A 22,751-nucleotide genomic window follows, 5' to 3' on the forward strand; every position below is an offset into this window, starting at 1 on the left:
AACCAAATTCATTCACTAAAACTGGCGCGACAAACCAAGCTGTATGGTCCTGGCATCAAACGGCAATAGCCCCGGGCTGCCACTGCCAAACAAACGGTAAGAAGCACGTTGCTGGTATTGCTCAAATTTCACATCGACCTGCCAGTCGTCATTGATCTGCTTGGCCAGCTTGATACCGACAGTGCGTGCGCCATAGGCTGAGACCCGCTGGTCTTCAGAATAATTCTGTGCTCCATCTGGCGGGTTAGGGGCAAATGGATAAATGTCTGGCTGCGCATCTACATAAAAACTCGCTGCGCTCTGGCTGTAAAAACGCACGAGCGGCGTCACGCTCCAGCCCTTGCCAAAAGGCTGGGTATATTCCAGATTGAAGGTATGCGACCTGATCTTCCAGCTATCGCCAAAATAACGGTAGCTGACACGTGCACTACCGCCCGTGCCATCGAAATGATGGTTCCAGCGGGTGAGCAATGTATAGCTGTTGCGCTCATCCGGGCGCTTGTCAAAAGCCTTGTAAGGGTCAGACAGATAACCCTTGGCATGTGCCAGGCTGACATTGACCTGCACGATATCATTCATGCTCATGACCTGGGTCAGGCCCAGCAGCGCATCAGTCACCTGTTTGTTTTGTCCTTTGACCCTGCCGGTGGAGGCGCTGACAGTGTCATTGGCAAAACCCAGGCCCGCAGTCCAGGTGGTATTTTTATCTTCACTGAACTGGCTGCCCTGCAGTGACATGCCACGCGAAATATAATCCGATTCGCTCGATGCACTGGCACCCAGGGTCAGGGTATGGTGCGCGAAATACCGGGTGACTTCAGCATCGAGTGCACGACGAAAGTCCCTGAGCTTGACCAGGCCATAGCTATGGAAGGCTGGCGAGGCACCAGAGATACTGTCCGTCACATAAGTCGCGCCGACCGACCATTCATCCGACAGGGGCGCCATGATCTTCAGCGCGCTGGCTTGCACCTTGACGCGGTCTTCACCGGGCTGGCTGTCTTTGTAATCAAGTAATTTCAGGCTGATGAGACCCTTGTCCGGTGCCGATTCTGCATGCGCTGCCTGCATCATGGGCAAGGCAAGTGCAGCGGCCAGCAAAGTGCTGGCGAGATTGTCAGGAGTCTTGGAAGTGGGCGCTTTCATGCTTGTTTATGCCTTATGCCGTATGTCTTATGCTTTAGTTGCAACCACAGCCGCCACCACCAACACCTGCACCGCCAAAGGCAGATTCCTTGCTCGAGTAAGTATGCTCGGCGAACTTGATTTCCAGCAGGTCGTGGTCAAACGTCATTTCCTTTTTCGCCAGCTTGCCTTTTTCCCAGGGTTGCACAGCCTGTACCAGTTGCATATTGCCGCAGGCGCTGCAGGACAGGACCAGGCCCAGCAAGGCCAGTTTTCCCAGTAATTTCGTGGTTATGAATTGTTTCATCATTTACTCCCCAGGCTGCTGATGATCGCCTGTTCAATTTTTGCCTTGCTGGCTTCGTTAAATCCTGCGTGCTGCGAAATGATCTTGCCATCCCTGTCTATCAATACACTGCTGGGCATGCCCTTGATTTCATACTGACGCGGCATGATGCCCTTGGGGTCATAGGCTATCTGAAAATTGCCGGGTGTGGATTTCAGGAATTCCTGTGCTTCCTCGGGTTTGCTGTCGAGGTTGATCGCCACTACCTGCAAACCCTGTGCGCCGTATTTGCTTTGCATGGCATTCATCCACGGGAAGGATTGCTTGCACGGCCCGCACCAGGATGCCCAAAAATCAAGATAGACCACTTTGCCGCGATAATCAGCCAGTTGCACATTGCCCTTGCCAGCCTGGGCGCTGAATGCCGGCGCGGGTTTGCCGGTTTCCAGTGCCAGAGCTGGCAGACTGGTACCAGTGACGATAGCCAGTGACGTGGCCGCTGCTGCTATCTTCAGTTTCAACAATGTCATGGAGCTGCCTTGCAGGATAAGTGTTTGCCAGTGCCATCTCAATGTGAGCTCAACTTGAGATTCGGCTTGAGATCAGCTTGAGCGCTGGCAACCGGTGTTTTACATCCATCATAAGCCCAGCGCAGGACAAATAAATCCTGGCTTTGGTAAAGATAGCGGGTTTTCTGTAATGAACTGTAACGGGGAAATGTACTTAAAACAAGTCTGCTCTCAAACAAGTTGTTAAATTGATATATTGTCTATCGAAAACAATATGACTACCTAAAAACAACAAAATACATTGCTGTTTTGACCTTGCATACTGATCTGGCTAGCATTCCTTTCATGGAAGATAACAATGGAGTTTAAAACAACGATGAACCAGCAAACAGATCAGCAATTTGAAGATGGCCTGCAAATACGCAAGCAAGTCATGGGTGAGGCCTTTGTCGAAAAGGCGTTCAGCAATACCGATGCCTTTACCGCACCGCTACAGGAATTTGTCACCCGTAATGCCTGGGGCACGGTCTGGTGCCGTGATGGCCTGGATTTAAAAACCCGCAGCCTGATCACGCTGTCCATGCTGACCGCCCTGGGGCGCGCGCACGAGATCAAGGGTCATGTACGCGGTGCTGTCAATAACGGTGCCAGCATGAAAGAAATACAAGAAGTACTATTACATGCCAGTGTGTATTGCGGCATGCCGCTGGCCATCGACGCCTACCGTTCTGCGCATGAAGTCTTGCTGGAGATGGGCAAGATAGACATAGCCTAAAAAATAGCCACCTCAATAGCAATCTCAATAGCCACCTGATATTTCCAAGGAAGCCGGTATGACAGAAAAAAGAAAAGCCATCGCACTCACTGAGGACGGGATAACCCGTCCGTTTGCGGTGGAGGATGTGCCCTGGGATGAATATTCTCACGGCCAGAGTTTTGGTTCACGTTATCGCCAGCTAGGCCAATATGGCGGCTGCCAGAATGTAGGCGTCAGCCTGGAAGAACTGTCACCCGGCAAACATGCCTGCCCCAACCATTATCATTATCTGGAAGAAGAGCAATTGATGATGCTGGACGGCAGCCTGACCCTGCGCATGGGCGATCAGACCTATATCATGAAAGCCGGTGATTACATGGTATTCCCGGCAGGGCAAAAGGTTGGTCACAGCCTGTTCAATCATACCGATGCTGTATGCCGCTACCTGGTTATTGGCGAACGCAATCCGCATGATGTGATTGTTTATCCCGACAGCAACCGCATCAGTGTGGTGCTGGCGGGCGAAGGCTATGACAAGGCAGCCACGCTGGAATACTGGGAACGCGAGAAGGATTAATCGCAGGCACGCATCCACTTAAGCGCCCTTAAGTACATTTAAGCTCCTTAATTCCTCATTTGGTGTCATGACAGTGGCAGTCTGGCAAGAATTGCCGGATACTCCTGTCATAGCATCAGCTTGATGGAAAGGATGACGATGCGCCGCATGTGGCTTTTTTATACCCTGGCATGGATAGCATATTCCATACTGATTGCGCTCGCGATACAGATTGACGGCTTGTCCAAAGGCCAGTTTGATTTGCAACTGGCGATGTATTCAGAGATCAATACCTTGCCTGCAGCCCTGACCCTGGCGTTGATCTGGCCCATGACCGGCCTGATGGAGCGCAAGGGTTTGCGGCCTCTGAGTATTGTGTTTACCCATATCCTGTTGTCACTGGTATTCGGGTTTTTCTGGCACTACGCAGTCAGTGGTTTCATGCAAATGATCGTGCATGTCAAAGAAATCGAAGCAGTCCGGCCCCTGAGTGCCTATATCTGGCCCTTCCTGTACAGCCTCATGATGTATGGCGTGGTCGCAGCGATTTTTCATACCGTGCGTTCCAGCGAAGCACGCCGCATGCAGGCACTGGCTGCGACCCAGGCCCAGGGTTTGCTGGTGGTGGCCGAGCTGGCCAGCCTGCGCAACAAGCTCAATCCGCATTTCCTGTTTAATACCCTGCATTCCATCATCGCCCTCATGCGCAAGGATGGCAAGGCGGCTGAGGCCGCATTGTTCCGCTTTTCTGACATGCTGCGCTATGTGCTCGATACCGAGAAAAACGGCACTACCCATGTCGCTCTCGAAGATGAACTCAATTTCGTCCGTGATTACCTGAATCTGGAAGCCCTGCGCCTCGGCCACAGGCTCAATGTCGATTGGCAGCTTGATGAAATGGCGGGTGGCTTTGGCATCCCGCCGCTGACCGTGCAGCCGCTGGTGGAAAACAGTATCAAGCATGCCTTCAACCCACGCAGCCAGCCAGGTAACCTGCTCATCAAGACCAGGCTCAAGGCCTTGCATGGTGAGCTGGAAATCACCATCCGGGATGATGGCCCCGGCGCTGAGCTGGCCGATGTCCATGCCTCGAGCGGCATAGGTGTCAAAACCGTAGAGCGCCGCCTGCAGCTTGAATATGGCAAGCGCGCCAGTTTCAGCATAAATACCGCACCTGGACAAGGTTTTGAAATATGCTTGACCATTCCTATCTCCTCGATGTGACGCTTGAGCGTATCAAATCATGAGTAAAATTAAAACAGCCTTCATTGCAGAAGATGAACCCCTGGCCCGCGAAGTCTTGCGCGATGCCGTCAGCGACAGGCCAGAACTTAGCCTCATCGGTGAAGCTGCCGATGGCGTTACGGCCCTCGCGCAAATCAATTTACTCAAGCCCGACGTCGTCTTCATGGACATACAAATGCCGGAGATGACGGGTCTCGAAGTCTTGCGCCGTCTCAGCCATTTGCCAGAAATCGTCTTCACGACCGCCTATGACCAGTATGCCGTGACCGCCTTTGAACTGCATGCGGTCGATTACCTGCTCAAGCCCTTTACCCGTGAGCGCTTTGATGCGGCCGTAGATCGCCTGCTGGATGCCCCGCCATCGATGCAAGCCATGGAACATGCCTTGAATCTCGCCGCAGGCCGTGAAACCAGCAGACTTGAGCGCATACTGGTGCGCGACCGTGGCCATATTTTCCCGGTCAATGTGAACGACATCGCCTACCTGAAGGCCGACGCCAAATACACCGCCATCATTGTCGGTGACCGTACCCACCTGGTCAGGCTGGGCATCACCGAACTCGAAACCCGCCTCGACCCTGCACGCTTCATACGCATACACCGCTCGCTGTTGGTAAACCTGGATTTTGTCGAATCCATGAAAGCCGACGAGCAATCACAATTACGCCTGCATATGCGCGATGGCAGTGTCTTGCTGGCGAATCGTGAGGCTTCCAGGATGTTGCGGGATATGTCCATCTGAGTTTTGGCGCTTTTTCTCCTTCCCCTTCAAGGGGAAGGCCGGGATGGGGATGGGTTTCTGTCAATTAACGATGATCCTATTTTCTATGCCCCCGTAGGAGCGGCTTCAGCCGCGAACAGCCGTAGCATGCATTTCCATCTGTATCAATCATTCGCGACTGAAGTCGCTCCTACAACGCCTATCCTTCCCACCTCCGGCTGCATTTCACGCCCCCTGCCTGCAATTCGCGCCATCTGGGCCTGCCTTCGTCGCATACCCCGGCAAGCCCGCCGCAGGCGCGGCAAGATACGGGTATCGCAAGCGGCGATTCAAACTACAGGAGACAAACCGTGAAACACTATTTTCCATCCATTATTTTCGCGGCACTGGCAATGGCCTCTGTGACAGGCATTGCGCAGGCAGCAGAGCTGACGGTAGAAGTGACAGGCCTGAAGAGCGCCAAAGGCAAGGTCATGGTCGCTGTGTATGACAAGTCAGAAAATTTCATGAAGCAGCCTTACAAGGTAGCAGCTGTCGATGCCCAGGCTGACAAGGTCAAACTGATGATTGCCGGCTTGCCGGCTGGCGATTATGCCCTCAGCGTATTCCAGGATGAAAACAGCAATGGCAAGCTTGACAGCAATCCCTTAGGCATGCCGGTCGAGCCTTATGGCTTCAGCAATGATGCGGCAGGCAATTACGGCCCTCCCAGCTTTGTCCAGGCGCTGGTGCAAGTGCCGGATGTCGGCAAGCTCGTTAGCATCAAACTGCGCTAAAGGAGGACTTGCCATGGACAGACGTCATTTCTTGCGTGGTGCATTGGCGGCGCTGCCAGCCATCGCATTGCCAGCAGGAGCATATGCAGATGAAACCAGGGATGCCTTTCTGGCGAACCTGCCAGCCCACCAGCGCCTGGCCGCGCTCAAAAACCGGGAATCTGACCTGTCAGGCAGCGCGGCAGTGGTTGAAGGTCGCTGGCCTGCCGGGCTCAACGGCACTTTCTACCGCAATGGCCCGGCGCGCTTTGAGCTCGGTGATGAGCGCTATCACCACTGGTTTGATGGCGACGGCATGGTACATGCGTGGCAAATGGATCATGGCCGGGTGCGGCATCAGGCGCATTTCGTGCGTACGAAAAAATTTGTCGAAGAGTCGGCTGCCGGGCAGTTTCTGTATCCTGCCTTTGGTACCGGCTTCAGCCGCAGGCCAGTAGGCAATAATGATACGGTCAATACCGCCAACACCAATGCCGTGCCGCATGCAGGCAAGCTGTATGCGTTGTGGGAAGGCGGCTCGGCGACTGAACTCAATCCGGCCAGCCTGGCGACCGAGGGTATCAAGACCTGGCGCAATGATCTGGCTGCCATGCCTTTTTCTGCCCATCCGAGGATTTCACCAGATGGCGTGCTGTGGAATTTTGGCGTCGCAGCGGGTGCCAACAAACTGCTGTTATGGCGCATAGATGCCGATGGCAGCCTGGGCAAGTTCGGCATGGTCAATGTACCGCAATTGCCCATGGTGCATGATTTCGTGTTAACGGCACGGTATATGGTCTTCCTGGTGCCACCGTTTGATCTGCGTAATTCACCGGACCAGAGCTACCTGGGCTCACATGTCTGGAATGGCCAGCGTCCCATGCGTGCGGTGGTCGTGGATCGTGCAGATTTCAGCCTGCGCCGTATTATAGAAATGCCAGCAGGCATGGTCTTCCATTCCGGTAATGGCTGGGACGAAGGCAATACCATACGCCTGGATGCCAGCATGGCAGCAGACGACAGCAGCTTCAGAGGTCTCGGTAGCATCATGCGTGGCGATGCCGGGAAGCTGCAAAATGCTGATACTGTGCTCATCACGCTGGATTTGAACAAGGGCACGGCACGCAGCGAAAAACTGATGAGCGTGACAGAATTTCCCCGTGTATCACCAGTCGATATGGGTTTGCGCAACCGCCAGCTCTTCGTGACCACCGGCGACAAATCGCCAGAATTTGGCATGACAGGCATCGCCAGCATTGATATGGAAACTGGCCGTCACGACAGATACAACTATGGCCAGGACTGGGTAGTTGAAGAACACATACCTGTACCCAAGCAGGGTGGCAAGGGTGTGTGGTTGCTCGGTGTGGCTTACGATGTGAGAAAGTCGCAGACCGCGCTGAGCGTGTTTGATGGGGCGCATTTATCGCAAGGCCCGGTGGCCTGGGCACGCCTGCCCTATGCGGCACCGCTATGTTTTCATGGTAATTTTTTGGCGGCCTGAGTTTGTCCTGAAGCAGGAGTTGGCTTGTCAGCCCCTGCCCACCTGTTTAGACTGTCATGATGAAACCTATGCCTGCCGACCCGACCACCCCGGCCAAGCCAGTCAGTACTTCGCCTGGCAAGCAAGGGGCCGATGACCATCCCCTCGCCTTGATACCCTTTTTCCGCCGCTGGCAGCCGGGCATAGTGCGCGATCTCGTCTATACCTTCATACTGGGCCTGGGTTTTGCCCTGTTCTTCTTTGCCCTGTATGCGTATAACCTGTCGCGTGAACGGTTTTTTGTACAGCTCTGGAATAATCTGGTCATCGCGATGTCGATTTCGTATTCCATCCATATCCTGTTTGCGCTCAGTTCTTTTTTGCTACGGCCATGGATAGAAAATATACGTGGCTGGAAGTGGGTGGCTTACTACCTCATCGTGCCCAGCGGTGGCGTCTTTGCAGGATATTGCCTGGCAGTGCTGCTCATCAATCCGGCAGCATTGCGCCTCGATTATTTCAAAACCGGTGTCATCCTGAACTTTGCGATTGTCTCTGTGCTGGTTTCCTGCGTACTCGTGTTTGCCTATCTGGTCAGGGAGCGTGAGTTGCGGGACAAAGAGAAAATCGCGACAGAACAGCGACGCGCGCTGGAATCCGAACGGCGTGCGCTTGAGGCGCAGTTACGCATGTTGCAGGCACAGATGGAGCCGCATTTTTTGTATAACACCCTGGCCAATGCGGTAGGCCTGATTCAACCTGATCCGGCACGCGCCCGTCTCTTGCTCGAACGCCTTATTGACTACCTGCGTGCCACCTTGTCGGCCAGCCGTGATAGCGACACCCTGCTGCAGGGCGAGATTGATACGATCAGCGCTTATCTGGAGCTGATGAAGCTGCGCATGGGCGAACGCCTGCGTTACCGCATAGAAATTTCAGACCAAGCTGCCAGCCTGTCCATCCCGCCCATGCTCTTGCAGCCTGTCGTTGAAAACGCCATCAGCCATGGCCTGGAACCCAAGATAGAGGGTGGCGAAATCCTGTTGAAAGCGCATGTAGAGAAAGATCATTTGCATGTTGTAATCAGCGATACCGGCGTGGGTTTCCAGACGGTTGCCAGCAGCAAGCCAGGTGGCGGGGTAGGCTTGGCTAACTTGCGTGAACGCATAGCAGCACTGTATGGCAAGCAAGGCAGCCTGAGCATTACGGAAAATGCCGCAGGCGGCGTCAGCGTGAGCCTGCATTTGCCCTTGCCATCAACAGCCAAAACGCACACCTGAATTTACGTCACGATAAAAACATGCCTACCGCACTCATAGCAGACGACGAAATCACCCTCGTCAATTTTTTGAAAGCCGAGCTGGCAGTGCTCTGGCCTGAGCTGAAGATTATCGCCGAGGCCTACAACGGTGCAGATGCCTTGCGCCTGATCAACGAACTCTCACCTTCCATCGCCTTTCTGGATATCCGCATGCCAGGCATGAGCGGGCTGGAACTGGCAAGCCAATTGCAAGCTGCAAAGGCTGCACCGCTGGTGGTTTTTGTGACCGCATATCACCAGTATGCAGTCGATGCCTTCGAGCGCGAGGCTGTCGATTATCTGCTCAAGCCCCCGACCAGGGAGAGGCTGGGCCGTTGTGTAGAAAAACTCAAGCGCCAGCTAGCTGCGGCAGACGCAGACGGTACAGTACCCGCTGCAGATGTACTTGCCAGGCTAATGTCTGCCATGGCATCCATGACAGCGACGAATCCGGCTGCTACACCGGGCCGCCTGGACTGGATACGCGCCGCACATGGCAATGACATCCGGCTGATTTCTATCGATGAAGTGATTTATTTCGAGGCGAATGACAAATACGTATCGGTCTTCACCGCCACGCATGAGTCACTGATACGCATGCCGCTCAGAGAATTGCTGGATGGCCTCGATGCCAGCCGCTTTTGGCAAATACATCGTGGCACGATAGTCGCCGTCAAGCACATAGCAGGCACCACACGTGACTTTCGTGGCCGCACCCTGCTGAAGCTCAAAGAGCGGCCCGAAGAATTACTGGTCAGCCGCGCTTATCTGCACTTGTTCAAGCAAATGTAGGCAACTGCCTGATCTCAAACAGCGCTCCCAAACCTGTCCCTGAAAAACCCCGGTGTTGTCCCCAGATGCTTCATGAAACTGCGGTGCAGGGTATCCAGGCTCTGGTAGCCTGAATGGTCGGCTATCCTGGCCAGCGGCCAACTGGTCGTGATCAGCAAGTTCTTGGCAAACTCCAGCCGGGCGGCATCGACAAAACGGGCCGGTGTGCTGCCAGTTTCTTGCTGGAAGATACGCGAGAAATTGCGTTCACTCATGTGCACCCTGGCCGCTAGCGCCGGAGTTCGCAAGTCTCCAGTCGGCTGGGCCCGTATCTCGCTGAGCAGTTGCTGCAGGCGCGGGTTGCTTTGGCTTTGTGATGAGACCTGGCTTTGCAGGGTATGGCTGTATTGCGATTGCCCACCGGCGCGGCGCATGTACAGCACCAGCTCACGCGCGACCGCCAGGCTCAGTGCCGGGCCACCATCAGCTTCCAGCAGCGACAGGCACAGGTCTATGCCAGCGGTGACACCTGCCGAGGTATAGATGGGGCCGTCGGCGGTGAAGATCGCATCAGCATCAAGCCTGACCTCAGGGAAGAGTTTTTGCAGCAGTGTGCAGCTATTCCAGTGGGTGGTAGCGCGGCGGCCATTCAACAGACCGGCGGCAGCCAGCACCAGTGCACCTATGCAGACGCTGGCAATACGGCGGGTATTTTTACTGCGCCCTTGCAGCCAGGGCAGCAGGATATTCTCCGCCGCAGCTTCGCGCATGGCGGTCTCACTACCACCGGTGATGATTATGGTATCTATCTCTGCTGGCAAATCCCTGAGTGCGCATACCCCATGTATTTCCAGCCCGGCGTGGGTCGTGATGACACCACCATGCGGGCTGGCGACTATCAGGCGATAGGCTGGCAGGGCTGATGGTCTGTGCTGGTTGGCCACTGCAAACACTTCCATGGGGCCAGAGAGGTCCAGGCTTTGTACGCCATCCAAGGTAATGAAGACGATGATGCGGGTATTGTTATCCATGGCAGAATTTGCGACAAGATTGGCACTGCGGCCAAGATGTTGATGATTATAGTGTGCCTGTGGATAAATTCCCGGTGTACTGATGAAAACAAAAATCCTGCTCTTCCTGTTCCTGACCTTGAGCCTTGCCCTGGCCAGTGCTGATACCTTGCCCACGCCTTTACCTGACTATCAGCCACGTTTTGGCCGCACGCAGCCTGTCGTCGTCGTGGTTGCCGACAATGAAATGACCGAGCTCACCGATTTTGTCGTGCCCTATGCCGTGCTCAAGGCCTCAGGTGCGGCGCAAGTCTTGTCCGTGGCAACCGGCAGCGGCGTGGTCAATCTCTACCCTGCACTCAAGATGCAGGCAGAAACGACGGTGGCAGAATTTGACCAGACTTATCCACAAGGGGCGGACTATGTCATCGTCCCGGCCCTGCACAATGTGCAGGCCGCAGTGTTGCAAAACTGGGTCAGGGCACAGGCCGCCAAAGGTGCCACCATCGTTGGTATCTGTGACGGCGTCTGGGTTTTGGCGCATGCGGGTTTGCTGGAACAGCGCCGCGCCGTGGGTTTCTGGTATTCCATGGATGGCCTGCAAAAACAATTTCCAAATACGACCTGGGTGCGCGACCAGCGTTACCTCGCCGATGGCAAGATCATCACCACGACAGGAGTGACCGCATCCCTGCCTGCGTCACTGGCCCTGGTCGCCGCCATCGCCGATCACGAGCGCGCCACTGCACTGGCCAATGAGCTGGGGATAAAAGATTACTTATCCACACATGACAGCCAGCAATTCAAAATGAGTCTCGCCCATGTCACCACCATCGCAGGCAACTGGCTGCGTTTCTGGTCACATGAAGAAATCGCCCTGCCCCTGAGCGCCGGTATCAACGACATCGCGCTGGCCCTGTATGCCGATGCATGGTCGCGCACCTACCGTTCGCAAGTCAAAACCTATGCGGGCAGCATGCAGGCTGTGAAGTCGCGTTATGGTCTGCAACTGCTGCCGGATGCCGTGGCAGATGCAGCTGTTTTGGACAAGATGAAAACAGAGCAAAACTGGCTCATTGACATCGCCCCGGCACTGGCGATAGATAAAGCCTTGCAGGAAATAGGCAAGACTTATGGGCTCGCGACCAGGGCATTGGTCAGTACGTTTATGGAATATCCGCAATAGAAGAACCGGGGAACCAAGTCATTTTATTCAGGTCAGGTAGACTATGTTGATGCGAAAGGGTATCCATGGCTACTTACAAAATCAAATTGCTGACTACGATGCTGATGATGGTTGCGCTGACAGGCAATGCCGCCACAGTTTTTCCAGGAACTGAATGGGACAGCGTAGCCTCGACAAGTGCGCAATGCAAACAGGGCCAGGCCGAGCTTGATGGCTATGTGCAAAAACAGGCTACTACAGCCCTGCTCGCCATCAAGGATGGCCGCATCCTGTACAACCATGGCCCTGTGGAAGTACCGGGCATCATAGAGTCACAACGCAAAAGCATTTTGTCCATGCTGTATGGCAAATACGTTGCCAATGGAGCTATCAATCTCGACCAGACCCTGGAGGCCGCAAAGATTGATGATGTCGGTGGCCTCTTGCCCACAGAAAAACAAGCCAGGTTGCGCGACCTGCTGACCGCACGCTCGGGCGTTTTCCATGTCGCAGCCAACAGCGGCGATGATCTCGCCAATGCACCCGCGCGTGGCACGCAAACACCCGGCAGCTATTTTCTGTACAACAACTGGGACTTTAATGCAGCCGGCACTGCACTGGAAAACGCCACCCACAAAAGTGTTTATCAACTGTTTGACGAAGACATCGCACAGACTTTGCAATTCCAGGACTTTAAGCTGAGCGCTCAAAAGAAGTGGGGCGACCGCAGCAAATCCATGCACCTGCCTTATCATTTCCTTTTATCCACCAGGGACATGGCCCGCATAGGCCTGCTCGCCCTGCATGAAGGTAACTGGAATGGCAGGCAGTTGATACCGGCAGACTGGATGCATCTGACGACCAGCATCTACACTCCCTCATCCGACATGCACCCGGCCAGCACCGCAGCCCGCCATGTCGCTTATGGCTATATGTGGTGGGTACTCGAAGAACCCGCTGGTTCGCCACTGCAAGGCGCCTACATGGCCTGGGGTTTGCATGGGCAATACTTGCTGGTTATCCCCAGGTTGGATATGGTCATCGCCCACCAGCGCCGCGTACCTGTGGATGGCAAATGGGATGTGCCTAAAGTGGGTAAAAATGCGTTTATCCACATGGCGAAATTGTTGACACAAAATTGTTCGTGATATGAATTTAAAACTTGAAGCTTGCACGCTCAATGATGCCGCCCAGTTAGCTGAACTGCGCGTCCTCGCCATGCGCCCCAGTCTTGAACGCGTGGGCCGCTTTGATGCAGAGAGAGCACGGCAGCGTCTGCTACAAAATTTTGCAGCCGAATACACCAGGCTCATCAAGCATGATGGATTGCTGGCAGGCTTTTTAGTACTGCGTCCGCAGGACAATGATCTCTTGCTTGACCACCTTTACCTGCATCCGGATTTTCAGCAACGTCGTCTCGGCAGTGCAGTCATCAAACTGGTGCAAACAGAGGCCGACGAACTCGGAAAAATCATCCATGTTGGTGCCTTGCGTGATAGTGAGGCCAATCGGTTTTACCTTCGCCATGGTTTTGTTTTGCGTGAAGTAGCTGAGTTTGATAATTACTATGTACGTTATCCACAGGCTGATTCACGTAGGTGCGAATAGCTAGCGTATTCGGACGAATGGTTTTCAAAGGATGAGTAATAATATTTTACAGCGTGACATACGTGCGATTACGTTGCACTAATTGCACCTACGCGGGATTCAACATCGGGGAAAATATGAATGACGTAATGCGCTCGGTCTGTAAGGCAAACATCTTTTATGCCCTGGACAGATTACAAAAACATTCAGACCAGTATGTAATCGATCAAGCGGAAATGATCAAGGCACTTCTCACTGATTTGGAGTTATCAACAGCCTCACCCAATGTGGAAGAAGAGGCTCCTTCTAGAAAAATCTGGGACACTGATCCAACAAATTACGACACATATAAACTGCTACACCAATTTGGATTATCTCCCACGCAATTGATTGATGTCACCAAGTGCGAAGGGCTTCATGAATTGCGTACAATTAGAATGCTTAGACTTACATTCGACTTGTCCTATATGGAAGCCAAGGCAATATTTGATGGTCATGTGGGTTCTTAAGATGAAATCGACGAACAGGGCCGCTTGGCACCATGCGTGCGATTACTTTGCTCTAATCGCACCTAAACGCTATAAGCATTCAAAAGGCCTGGTCTCATTAGAAGATGGTGGAACTGTTTGCCCAGCCTAGTTCGTTAAGTGAATTATGGCTTTCACAGGTAGCGACTAACTCCCAGATGCCTGTCCAGTTTTTCCTGTTCCAAAGCATCGAGCGTTGCCCTGTGAGCACGTATGGTGTAACCACCGTGCAGTTTGCCGTTGTGGTTGATCATCCAGTCGACAACGGCACCGTTGGTGATCTTGAAGGTATCGCCAATTTCATAGCCTGCCAGGGCTGGTGGTAACTCAAATAATTCTGCCAGAAAACCTTCTATATTACTTTCGACCACCAATAGCCATACAAAGATATTGTCGTCGGCTAATGTAAATTTGGTCTTGACCAGGGGATGATATTCTCTTGCTGTGTTGCTGTAGATCAGTTGACGGAATTGCGGCAGGGATAGTTGTGCCTGGGCAAAGGCTTGCTGCATGCCCTCGTCATCGGTCTTGCTCATGCTGATCCTGGCGCCGGGGTCAAGCTCGGGCTGGCGGCCCATTTTTCTTCTGCACATCTGCCAGTCATACCAGCAGTTTTCCGGGTCTATGTCGTCGTAGCCGCGAGATTCGTCAAGTGCATCTGCATGGGGTTTTTCCATCATCATGACATTCGCGTAATCGCGTATGTTCAGCACTTCTGCATGCGTCAGGGGCTCACCTTTGCTATCTTCTGCATGCACCAGCAGGGCAATCAGGGCGGGAATAAAAACAGGAATCAGTTGCTCTTCACTCATGGTTTTCTTTCAGCATGGCTGCAGATTTGCCAATGTAGAAATTCTACTCTGGCAAACCTGCCCTGACGGGGTCAGACATGTAAAGAAAGAAGACTTGTTGTGACAAATTATTTCTTTGCTTGCGGATTATTTTCTTTGCCTTCTGGCGGGTGTGGCGGCCTTTCAGGGCGGGCAAACAGGCCTTTGGGTGAATTGGTGCAAGTCGCAGAAATCTTGCCTTCGCGTGGTGTCGTGATTTGCACTACGGCACCTTCTTTCTTCCCTTTGCAATCTTCATAGGCTTGTGGTGGCGGTTCATGCCTGGGCCGGTCGTCTTTGCCAGCTTCAGGCGGTTTCTTTTGGTCTCCGCCGGGTGGTTGTGCATGAACAAACAGGCTGGCACATAATGCAGCCATGAAGATACTGGCACGGGCCAGGTTTAATAAGTTTTTCATCCTGTTTCCTTTCAAGGGTGTTGATGACAGGATAGATCTTAAGCAAAAACTATGGAGGAAAAGTGAAGATAGCCGCTTCTTTACATAGCTTTACTTTGTTACGCTCACGCTTATTCTGTCATAGCGGCCATACGCATCAAAGGCCGTAATGTCATAGCGTCCTGCTTCAGGAAATTCTATGATCTGCGACTGGTTCGCCAGCTTGCTCGATACAAGATGGCCATTCACCATCCAGCTGACTTCTGCCTGCGAACCCCTGATTTCCAGCCTGGCTTTGGGCACCTCCTTGCCGCTGGCTCTGTGCAGGATTTCGCCATCGCTGAGGCCGACTATCTTGATGCTTTCATCAGCATTGTAGATGCTCGCGCAATCAGGTGACCAGGCTGGTGGCAGGGCGACCTTGCGCAGGCCTGCATCGAGCCAGGGTTCGAGTGCGGATGGCCAACGGGCCGCCTGCAATTTGTCCATGGAGCGTTTACTGCATTCAGGCGCTACCCGCAAGCCGCTCTGGCTATCGACAAAGTAAGTGAATATGGGTGAAGCGGTTTTCAGACGGTCAGCAAAACTTGGTGGGGCTGCGCCGTTCAAAACCCAGGCCGTGCGTTGTAGCGGGCAAAGTTTTTCTGGTTGTTCGCTGGCACGTGTGCCGAGCGGCCAGCAGATTTTTTCCTGGCTTACCGTGGCTGGCGGCACATCCGGGCTGGTGTTGCGGCCATCGGGTATGGCGGTGAAAATATCCACCAGCAAAGGCGCGGCGACATTCGCGCCAAAGAAGCCAGGATTCGGCGTACCATCTGGCCGCCCTACCCACACGCCTATGGTATAGCGCTTGCTGACACCGACTGCCCAGGCATCGCGGAAACCGAAGCTGGTGCCAGTCTTCCAGGCGATGCCACGGTAGCTGCCGTTGCCTTCGACGGCACGCGCCACCGGCCCGCCGGTTTCCAGTATGTCGCGCACGATGAAGGCGGCACCTTCACTCATCATCCTTTGTTCCTTGCGCGGTGCGGCGGGTGTCATACGCGGTACGGCCGCCATGCCCTTGCGGGCGAGGGAAGAATAGGCGCCGACCATGTCTTCGAGCTTGGCGCCTGCGCCACCAAGTATTACGCTGAGGTTGGGTGTGGCACCGCGCGGGAATTCCAGTTTCAAACCACCGCGCCTGAGCATGGAGACAAAATTCGATGAACCCAGTTGTTCCAGCACTTCAACCGCAGGCACATTCAGGGATTTCACCAGTGCTTCAGACACACTGACCGGGCCACTGAAATTTTGCTGAAAATTGCCAGGCTGATAGCCAGAAAAAGATTGCGGTGTATCGGACAATAAAGATTCTGAATGGATCAGACCTTCATCGAGTGCAAATGCATACAAAAAGGGTTTCAGGGCAGAACCTGGCGAGCGCGCCGCCCGCACCATATCAACATCGCTGAAACGCTCACGGTCACTGAAGTCTGCCGAACCGGCATAGCCCAGCACTTCAAACGTGGCATTGTCCATCACCATCGCAGCCATCGACACATGTGGCGGCAATTGTCGTATGCGGTCTGCCAGCAGGGTTTCTACGGTTTGCTGGATTGCCGTATCAACCGTGGTCTGGATCACGGTTTGCTGGCTCTTGGTGCGCTTTGCTTGCTGCTTCATGCGCAGTGCGAGTAAGGGCGCGAGTAGAGGTTCACGCACCACCTGCGCCGTAACAGGTTCAGTCAGCGCATCGGCAATGATGTCCTTGCTCCAGTTGCCTTCCATGCGACGTATCACTTTGTCACGCGCTACTTGCGCACGTTGTGGATAACGGTCTGGTCGCAAGACGGAGGGTAATTGCGGCAACACCGTCAGCAGCGCCGCTTCCGCATGCGTGAGGCGGCTGGCAGGTTTGCCGAGATAGGCACGGCTGGCTGCTTCCACACCTTCGAGCACGCCACCCATGGGGGCATAGTTGAGGTAGAGGGTCAGGATTTCTTTCTTTGAATAATGCGCTTCGAGTTGCAGCGCACGGGCAATTTGTTTGAGCTTGCCGCGCAGGGTATGCGGGGTGGGGTCTATGATGCGTGCTACCTGCATGGTGATGGTGGAACCACCAGATACGATCTTGCCATTGTGCAGCCATTGCCACGCTGCCCGTGTCAATGCCAGCGGGTTGATACCAGGGTGCCACCAGAATGCCCGGTCTTCATACTGCGTCAATGCATCGACATAGTAGGGCGAGACTTCCTGCAGGCTAATGGCGTGACGCCAGATGTGGTCTTTGTCTGGGAAGGCACGCAGGGGCGTGCCATCGCGGGCCAGGACTACCATCGCGTAGGGGGAATCGCGACCGGGTTTGGGCAGGGGAAAGCAGAGGTCGGCGATGATGAAGCTCAGGGCGACGATGATGATTGCTGCCCAGGTTTTTTTGTGGGTGAGCAAGGCTTGTGTACGTCGTTTAAAAATTTGCAGGTATTTGTTCATGCACTTACTTTTTCAACGCTTAAATTCCCTCAGTTTCAAGGGGATGTCTTCGGGGTTTCACAAAGCATGCTTTGTGCCGACAGAATCTAAGCCGCTTGCAAGCGGCGCAGTGGACGGCTTAGGCTGGGGATGGGGTGCGGTTGATCGGTCAAATGTTTCAATTGCGGCGGTAGTACATCGTCTATTGAAGTTAATCTACTGCACGACTTGCGACGAACGCCTCTGGGCTCCTGCCTGCGCAGGAGCGTTTTTTTTTATTGCCGTTGTTTTACTGAAACCCATCCCCATCCCAACCTTCCCCTTGAAGGGGAAGGAGTCAAAACAATCTCTGTTTTTCCTCAGTGACTCTGTGGTGAGAGGTCTTGAATCGGACGTTGATTAACGAATACCTTATTCAGAGGCCCAGTGTTGGGCTGATGAAGCGTAGCCCAACCTACAACTCAACTTCAACCTACGTTCCTCAATGTCTTCTACTTCCCACTCTCCACCACAGTCAACACATCTGTCCCACCGGTTTGCCCATACAAATCCGGTCTGTACATATCTTCTGCATACAGCGGCGGTATGACGAATTTACCTGGCGTCACTACCCGCACGCGGTAGAACAGGTTCAGTACATTCCAGTCCATGCGTACTGCTGCCACAAACCTGTCATCACGGAACTCTACATGCTTGATGTGCGGGTCCTGCATGGCTTCTGCGGGGTTCAGTTTGTCTATCGTGACCACACCCATCTGTTCACCCTGGACGATGTTGGTGTTTTCGATTTCCAGGCCAGCCGGGATACGGTCGACGATCATGCCTGTGCCCATGGCGTTGCGGCTGCGGGCTGTGATGCGCATGATGATGGTTTCGCCTACTTTCAAAGGACGGTTACCGATTTCAGAACCATCTGGTGCATACATCTTGCGGCTCAGTTCTATGACGTCGCTCTTCGCAGGTGGCAGTTTGACCGGGTTGCCGTTCATCGACAATTCCACATACAGATTGTCTTTGCTGTTATTGCTGAGCTTGACACCGGCAGACAATTCACTGGCCTGCAATTCACGGAACAACGTGGCCTTGGCTGACAATTCATCCGTCTTGCCTGCAACGGCCAGGGTACCTGTCCATGGCGCTGTTTCTCCCGTGCTGTAAGAACGGCCTACCAGGAACAGGGCGAGTTTTTCCTGGGTGCTGTAGTAACGGTGTTTCTCCATCTCGTTGGCGATGACACCGATCAGGTTATCGCGGCCATCCAGCTTGATCTGGTGCCTGTCCAGCAAGGCATACGACAGGGCTGCATCACGCAGGTTGCTGCCGTAGTCATACCACCAGTAACCATTGTCACGGCCTTTCTTGACACCTTCGGCCAGAGCGACATCGCTGCGCGCCTTGTCGCCCATTTGCTTCAAGGCGATGCCCAGTTGTATCAGCGCAAGGCCGGATTGTGCATTGCCACGCGCATCATGCATCTGGCGCAAGGTGGCCAGTGGTGCCTTGTTCTGGCGTGACAGCACATAAGCACCTGCTGCCAGTACACCGAAATGGCTATTGTCACGCACGCGGTTTTCTTCCCACAGGTTGCTGGTGCCAGTAGTGGAGGCTGCTACCGGTTTGGGGCTCGCTGGCATGCGTGCCACCCCGTCCTGCAAACCGCGCAGGAGGAAGTCCAATGCCTTGTTATACATCGCATCCGGCACACCAAAGCCCTGCTCACGTGCATCTACCAAAAAGCCGGTGACATAGGCAGACAACCAGTACTCATACTCCGACACATTACCCCACAGGCTGAAGCCGCCATTCGGTGCCTGCATGGTGGCCAGGCGGGCGATGGCCTTGTCCAGCATCTCTACCCTTTGCTCGCGTGTATAGGGCTTGAGTCCAAAGCGTTTGGCGGCTTCTTCATCAATGAATACATGCGGGTAAGCGGTACTGGTGGTTTGCTCGGCGCAGCCGTAGGGGTAAGTTAGCAAGCCCTGGATGGCAGCGCGGATATCGATCGGTGCCTTGTTCGATACCACCATGTGTGCCAGCAACGATGCCTTGTGCAAGCCTGCCAGGTCAGCTTCCTTGATATCCAGCGATTCACCGGCTTTCACCGTAAAGCGTTTGGTGATCTGGGTCTGTGGTGTAGGAGCTTGCACGGTAAGCGCAAAACTTCTTTCCATCTTGATGCCAGAGCCGCTGATATTAACAGTAATGGTATGCAAACCCGGCACTGGCTTGGCTTCGATAGGGAAGCGCAGGGTTTGTTTTTGCTGGTCTTTCAGGCTCACGCTGCGTTCGGTTTCTGTCAGTTTCAGGGCTTCGCCACCATTGATGCTGACTTTCAGGTTTTGTCCTGCACCCGAGAGATTATGCAAATCCAGTGCGACGATGGCAGTGTCACCAAAAGACAGGAAGCGTGGCGTTGCCAGCTCGGCTATCAGCGGTGCGGCCACCGTCATCTCGGCATCCTTGGCACCAAAGCGCTCGCCACCGGCCACCACTGCCATCAGGCGCAAAGTGCCGTTAAAGTCGGGGATGACCAGCGGTATTTCGGCCTCACCTTGTTCATTCAGTTGCACAGGGCCGCTGAAGATGTCGATGAGTTTGACCTTCTTCGGCAAGCTCTTGGTGGCTTTGGGCGTGTTGTCACCACCAAATTTCAGCTTGCCTTTCTGGCCCTGCATTTTTTCTATGAGGCGGCCATAGATATCATGCTGGTCCGGGCCATAACGCAATTTGGCAAAGAAGAAAGCATGAGGATCAGGCGAGACAAATTTGGTGATATTCAAAATGCCCACATCCACTGCCGACAGGGTCACCATGGTTTTTTGGCCCTTGGCTTCCGGCACCTTGATTTTTACCTTGACGGTGCTGTCAGGCAGCACTTTGACTGGTGCTTCCATGGTCACGGCAAATTTGCGGTCTGCCCTGTCCAGCGGGATATGCGCGATACCCAGTGCACGCGCCGGTGTCACCTTGTCACCTTCATTGCCTGGGCGCAGAACCACGGCAGAGACATACAGGTCGTGGCGTTTCCAGTCCTTGTTGAGCGGGATATCGATGGTCGTTGCATCTGCACCTACAGACATGCGTTTTATCCACAGGGTCTTGTCACCTTCTACCGTGATCAGGGCTTCACCCTTGTGTGGCGGGGTGAACGTCAGGCGTGCTGTGTCTCCATCCTTGTAGACGGGTTTATCCAGCTTCATGGCGACCTTGTCAGGACGTACGCCCTGGCTTTCATCACTGCGGGCGCTCCAGCCTACATAGAAGCGATACACAGCTTGCATCTTGGTGTCAGGGTCCAGCACTTCGAGGCGGTAGCGGCCATAGCGCACTGGCAGGCGCAATTTTCCACGGCCATTGGCGGGCACGGCAACGGCACTGGTTTCAACCAGTTCATCGGTTTCGGTAAAGCCAGACTGCCAGCCGCGCTGGTCTTCAAAGCGCCAGTAGTAATTGCGGTCTTCGCGGAACAGGCGTACCGGCAAGGTTGGTGATGCCTGCAATTTGCCATCCTTGTCAGCACGTATGACTTCAAATTCCACCGGGCTGCCTTCAGGCGCATATTCACCGGTGAACATGGGGCGCAGGCCTACCAACACAGGGGCTGGCCAGACTGTGCGTTCCATGCTGCGCACGACTGGGCGGCCACCGCTTTCCAGCAGGCTCAGGGTAGTGCGTACTGTGAAGGGGGAGCGGCGTTTGGCGATAGGTGAAAGATCGACATCGACGGATGCCTTGCCTTCATCATCGAGCTTGCTTTCCTCGAGTTCAGTACGGGTCTTGGCTTCATTTTCGGTGACATCACCAAATTCAAAACCTGGGTATTGCTTGGCCAGCGGATTCTTATTGCGTTCAAACTGGGCCACGCCCAGCAGGCGGTTACCTGCTGCCGGTGCACCGTACAGGTAGCTACCGACTACATCGACGCTATAGTCACTGTCAGCCGCCAAATTCGCCAGTTTGCTGGACAGATCCAGCTTCATGCGTTCTGGCAGGAATTCTTCTACACCGAAGCGGAATACCGTGCCCGGCACCTTGTCAGCCGGGTCGGCACGCAATTCCAGGGTCCAGAAACCGGTAGGAGCATCGGCTGGTAATTCCAGGCGCTTGACGAGGTAACCACCAAAGCGCTGGTCTGGCCGCCATGTTGCAGTGAACTGGTCCTTGCCATCCGGGCGTTTCAGTTTGGCCTGTATGGCCTTGGCAGGCACGGCGCGGCCATCGGCATCACGTGCCAGCACAGACACATCGAATTGCTCGCCGGGGCGATACAGATTACGACCGGAATACGCAAAAAGGCGCGTCGCCTTGTAAGGCGAGCCAGTGATATCGTATTCAGACAAATCAAGCGCAGGTTCCTTCAGCGCCAGTACAGAAATCTGCTCACCCTTGCGTGCCATCAAGACCTTGGCAGTTTTTGGTTGTTCGGCAAAAACCACATGACCATCACCATCGGTATCGGCCTTGGCCAGTACTTTGCCCGCTTCATCCATCCATGAAACTTCAACACCGGCAACGGCTTTGCCATCAGTCAGCGAGCTGACAAAGGCATCGGCAGATTTGTCATACAGATGCGTATGCAGGCCCAGGTCGGACACATAGAAATACGTGGTCTGGTATTCATAACGGAAGCGGCCAGGCTGGCTCATGACGGCGACATACACGCCGGGTTCCTTGAGTTCCTTGATGTCTTCCACCGAGATATAGGTGACGCTGCGCTTATTGGCTTTTTGCTCGGTCATGAAACGGCCAAGATAGACGCTTTCAGACATATTGCGCAAATCATCGAGCTGGTAAACCTGGACCGCACCTTTCAGGCTGCTGCGCTTCCAGTCATAGTTGTAGTCCTCCCCGCCTTCGCCTTCTTCACCTTCGGTTTTTGCGGCATCGGCTTTTTTCGGTTTGCCATTGATGACGCGGTCCAGGAAGCGAGGCAACTGGTCATTTTTGACACGCAGGAATTGCACATCGACTTCCGGCACGTTCACAGTAACAACAGGCAAGCCGCCATTCTGTTTGGCAGGCAAGACCATGCCATTGCTGGCGAAGTAATACGAAGGGGAAACCGGTGCAGAGACTATCGAATAACGTGCTTCACTACCCAGGGTCTTGCCATTGCGCGCAGGCAGGCCCAGCTGCACCTGGACGACATAACGGGTCTGTGGCTTGATATGCGGGAAGTACAAGAGGCGCGGGTTTTCACCAACGACCCAGGCACCGGCTACCGGTTTGCCGCCTTTGCTGTCGGTGTCTTCTGCCTTGGTACTTACGGTGCTTACCT

The 22,751-nt window shown here is 54.2% G+C and carries 20 protein-coding genes; 12 read left to right on the top strand and 8 right to left on the bottom strand.

Going from position 1 to position 22,751, the window contains the following annotated elements; all coding sequences use genetic code 11:
- Positions 1–15 precede the first annotated feature (15 nt).
- The 3 genes from UNDYM_RS27875 to UNDYM_RS27885 are packed head-to-tail and all read right to left on the bottom strand — an operon-like array spanning position 16 to position 1,941.
- Positions 16–1,146, bottom strand: coding sequence for a DUF3570 domain-containing protein (locus tag UNDYM_RS27875; protein ID WP_162044063.1), 1,131 nt, complete (start codon positions 1,144–1,146; stop codon positions 16–18).
- A gap of 34 nt (positions 1,147–1,180) precedes the next feature.
- A complete protein-coding gene (locus tag UNDYM_RS27880; RefSeq protein WP_232063621.1) occupies positions 1,181–1,432 on the bottom strand; it encodes a DUF4266 domain-containing protein in 252 nt (83 codons plus the stop codon).
- Positions 1,432–1,941: a TlpA disulfide reductase family protein gene (locus tag UNDYM_RS27885; protein WP_162044064.1), complete on the bottom strand. Its 510-nt coding sequence runs from the start codon at positions 1,939–1,941 to the stop codon at positions 1,432–1,434. Before UNDYM_RS27885 ends, UNDYM_RS27880 begins: the two co-directional genes overlap by 1 nt.
- A gap of 337 nt (positions 1,942–2,278) precedes the next feature.
- Here UNDYM_RS27885 and UNDYM_RS27890 point away from each other — a divergent pair, with 337 nt between their 5' ends.
- The 8 genes from UNDYM_RS27890 to UNDYM_RS27925 all read left to right on the top strand — a co-directional run bounded on the left by UNDYM_RS27890 (position 2,279) and on the right by UNDYM_RS27925 (position 9,529).
- On the top strand, positions 2,279–2,695 hold the full coding sequence (locus UNDYM_RS27890; RefSeq protein WP_370529421.1) for a carboxymuconolactone decarboxylase family protein: 417 nt from the start codon (positions 2,279–2,281) through the stop codon (positions 2,693–2,695).
- A gap of 58 nt (positions 2,696–2,753) precedes the next feature.
- A complete protein-coding gene (locus tag UNDYM_RS27895; RefSeq protein ID WP_162044065.1) occupies positions 2,754–3,254 on the top strand; it encodes a cupin domain-containing protein in 501 nt (166 codons plus the stop codon).
- A gap of 132 nt (positions 3,255–3,386) precedes the next feature.
- A complete protein-coding gene (locus UNDYM_RS27900) occupies positions 3,387–4,457 on the top strand; it encodes a sensor histidine kinase (protein WP_232063622.1) in 1,071 nt (356 codons plus the stop codon).
- Positions 4,458–4,476: 19 nt separating this feature from the next.
- The gene (locus UNDYM_RS27905; protein WP_162044066.1) at positions 4,477–5,220 is read left to right on the top strand and encodes a LytTR family DNA-binding domain-containing protein; all 744 of its coding nucleotides are present in this window, start codon (positions 4,477–4,479) and stop codon (positions 5,218–5,220) included.
- 329 nt (positions 5,221–5,549) lie between these two features.
- Positions 5,550–5,975: a DUF2141 domain-containing protein gene (locus UNDYM_RS27910; RefSeq protein ID WP_162044067.1), complete on the top strand. Its 426-nt coding sequence runs from the start codon at positions 5,550–5,552 to the stop codon at positions 5,973–5,975.
- A 13-nt stretch (positions 5,976–5,988) separates the two neighbouring features.
- Entirely contained in the window at positions 5,989–7,458 is a 1,470-nt protein-coding gene (locus UNDYM_RS27915; protein ID WP_162044068.1) for a carotenoid oxygenase family protein, read from the top strand.
- Positions 7,459–7,514: 56 nt separating this feature from the next.
- The gene (locus UNDYM_RS27920) at positions 7,515–8,717 is read left to right on the top strand and encodes a sensor histidine kinase (protein WP_162044069.1); all 1,203 of its coding nucleotides are present in this window, start codon (positions 7,515–7,517) and stop codon (positions 8,715–8,717) included.
- Positions 8,718–8,737: 20 nt separating this feature from the next.
- Positions 8,738–9,529: a LytTR family DNA-binding domain-containing protein gene (locus UNDYM_RS27925; protein WP_162044070.1), complete on the top strand. Its 792-nt coding sequence runs from the start codon at positions 8,738–8,740 to the stop codon at positions 9,527–9,529.
- Between the two features lie 14 nt (positions 9,530–9,543).
- Here the strand turns inward: UNDYM_RS27925 and UNDYM_RS27930 are convergent, their stop codons facing one another.
- Positions 9,544–10,539 (bottom strand): GlxA family transcriptional regulator, encoded by a 996-nt coding sequence (locus UNDYM_RS27930; RefSeq protein ID WP_162044071.1) that lies wholly within the window; start codon positions 10,537–10,539, stop codon positions 9,544–9,546.
- An 82-nt stretch (positions 10,540–10,621) separates the two neighbouring features.
- On the opposite strand from UNDYM_RS27930, the gene UNDYM_RS27935 reads away from it, so the two are divergent.
- The 4 genes from UNDYM_RS27935 (at position 10,622) to UNDYM_RS27950 (ending at position 13,779) form a co-directional block, all read left to right on the top strand.
- Positions 10,622–11,704, top strand: a complete 1,083-nt coding sequence (locus UNDYM_RS27935) for a DJ-1/PfpI family protein (protein WP_162044072.1) — start codon at positions 10,622–10,624, stop codon at positions 11,702–11,704.
- 65 nt (positions 11,705–11,769) lie between these two features.
- Positions 11,770–12,831, top strand: coding sequence for a serine hydrolase (locus UNDYM_RS27940; RefSeq protein ID WP_162044073.1), 1,062 nt, complete (start codon positions 11,770–11,772; stop codon positions 12,829–12,831).
- 1 nt (position 12,832) lies between these two features.
- Entirely contained in the window at positions 12,833–13,291 is a 459-nt protein-coding gene (locus tag UNDYM_RS27945; RefSeq protein WP_162044074.1) for a GNAT family N-acetyltransferase, read from the top strand.
- Positions 13,292–13,407: 116 nt separating this feature from the next.
- Positions 13,408–13,779 carry a hypothetical protein gene (locus UNDYM_RS27950; protein ID WP_162044075.1) on the top strand — a complete coding sequence of 124 codons (372 nt, stop codon included), beginning with the start codon at positions 13,408–13,410 and terminating at the stop codon, positions 13,777–13,779.
- 152 nt (positions 13,780–13,931) lie between these two features.
- Here the strand turns inward: UNDYM_RS27950 and UNDYM_RS27955 are convergent, their stop codons facing one another.
- The 4 genes from UNDYM_RS27955 to UNDYM_RS27970 form a co-directional block, all read right to left on the bottom strand.
- The gene (locus UNDYM_RS27955) at positions 13,932–14,609 is read right to left on the bottom strand and encodes a DUF2314 domain-containing protein (protein WP_162044076.1); all 678 of its coding nucleotides are present in this window, start codon (positions 14,607–14,609) and stop codon (positions 13,932–13,934) included.
- Positions 14,610–14,716: 107 nt separating this feature from the next.
- A complete protein-coding gene (locus UNDYM_RS27960) occupies positions 14,717–15,043 on the bottom strand; it encodes a hypothetical protein (protein ID WP_162044077.1) in 327 nt (108 codons plus the stop codon).
- A gap of 90 nt (positions 15,044–15,133) precedes the next feature.
- Entirely contained in the window at positions 15,134–17,494 is a 2,361-nt protein-coding gene (gene pbpC, locus UNDYM_RS27965) for a penicillin-binding protein 1C (RefSeq protein ID WP_162044078.1), read from the bottom strand.
- A gap of 470 nt (positions 17,495–17,964) precedes the next feature.
- Entirely contained in the window at positions 17,965–22,656 is a 4,692-nt protein-coding gene (locus UNDYM_RS27970) for an alpha-2-macroglobulin (protein ID WP_162044079.1), read from the bottom strand.
- Positions 22,657–22,751: the final 95 nt, after the last annotated feature.

Origin of the sequence: Undibacterium sp. YM2 (assembly GCF_009937975.1) — a bacterium.
In the GTDB taxonomy this organism is placed as follows: domain Bacteria; phylum Pseudomonadota; class Gammaproteobacteria; order Burkholderiales; family Burkholderiaceae_D; genus Undibacterium.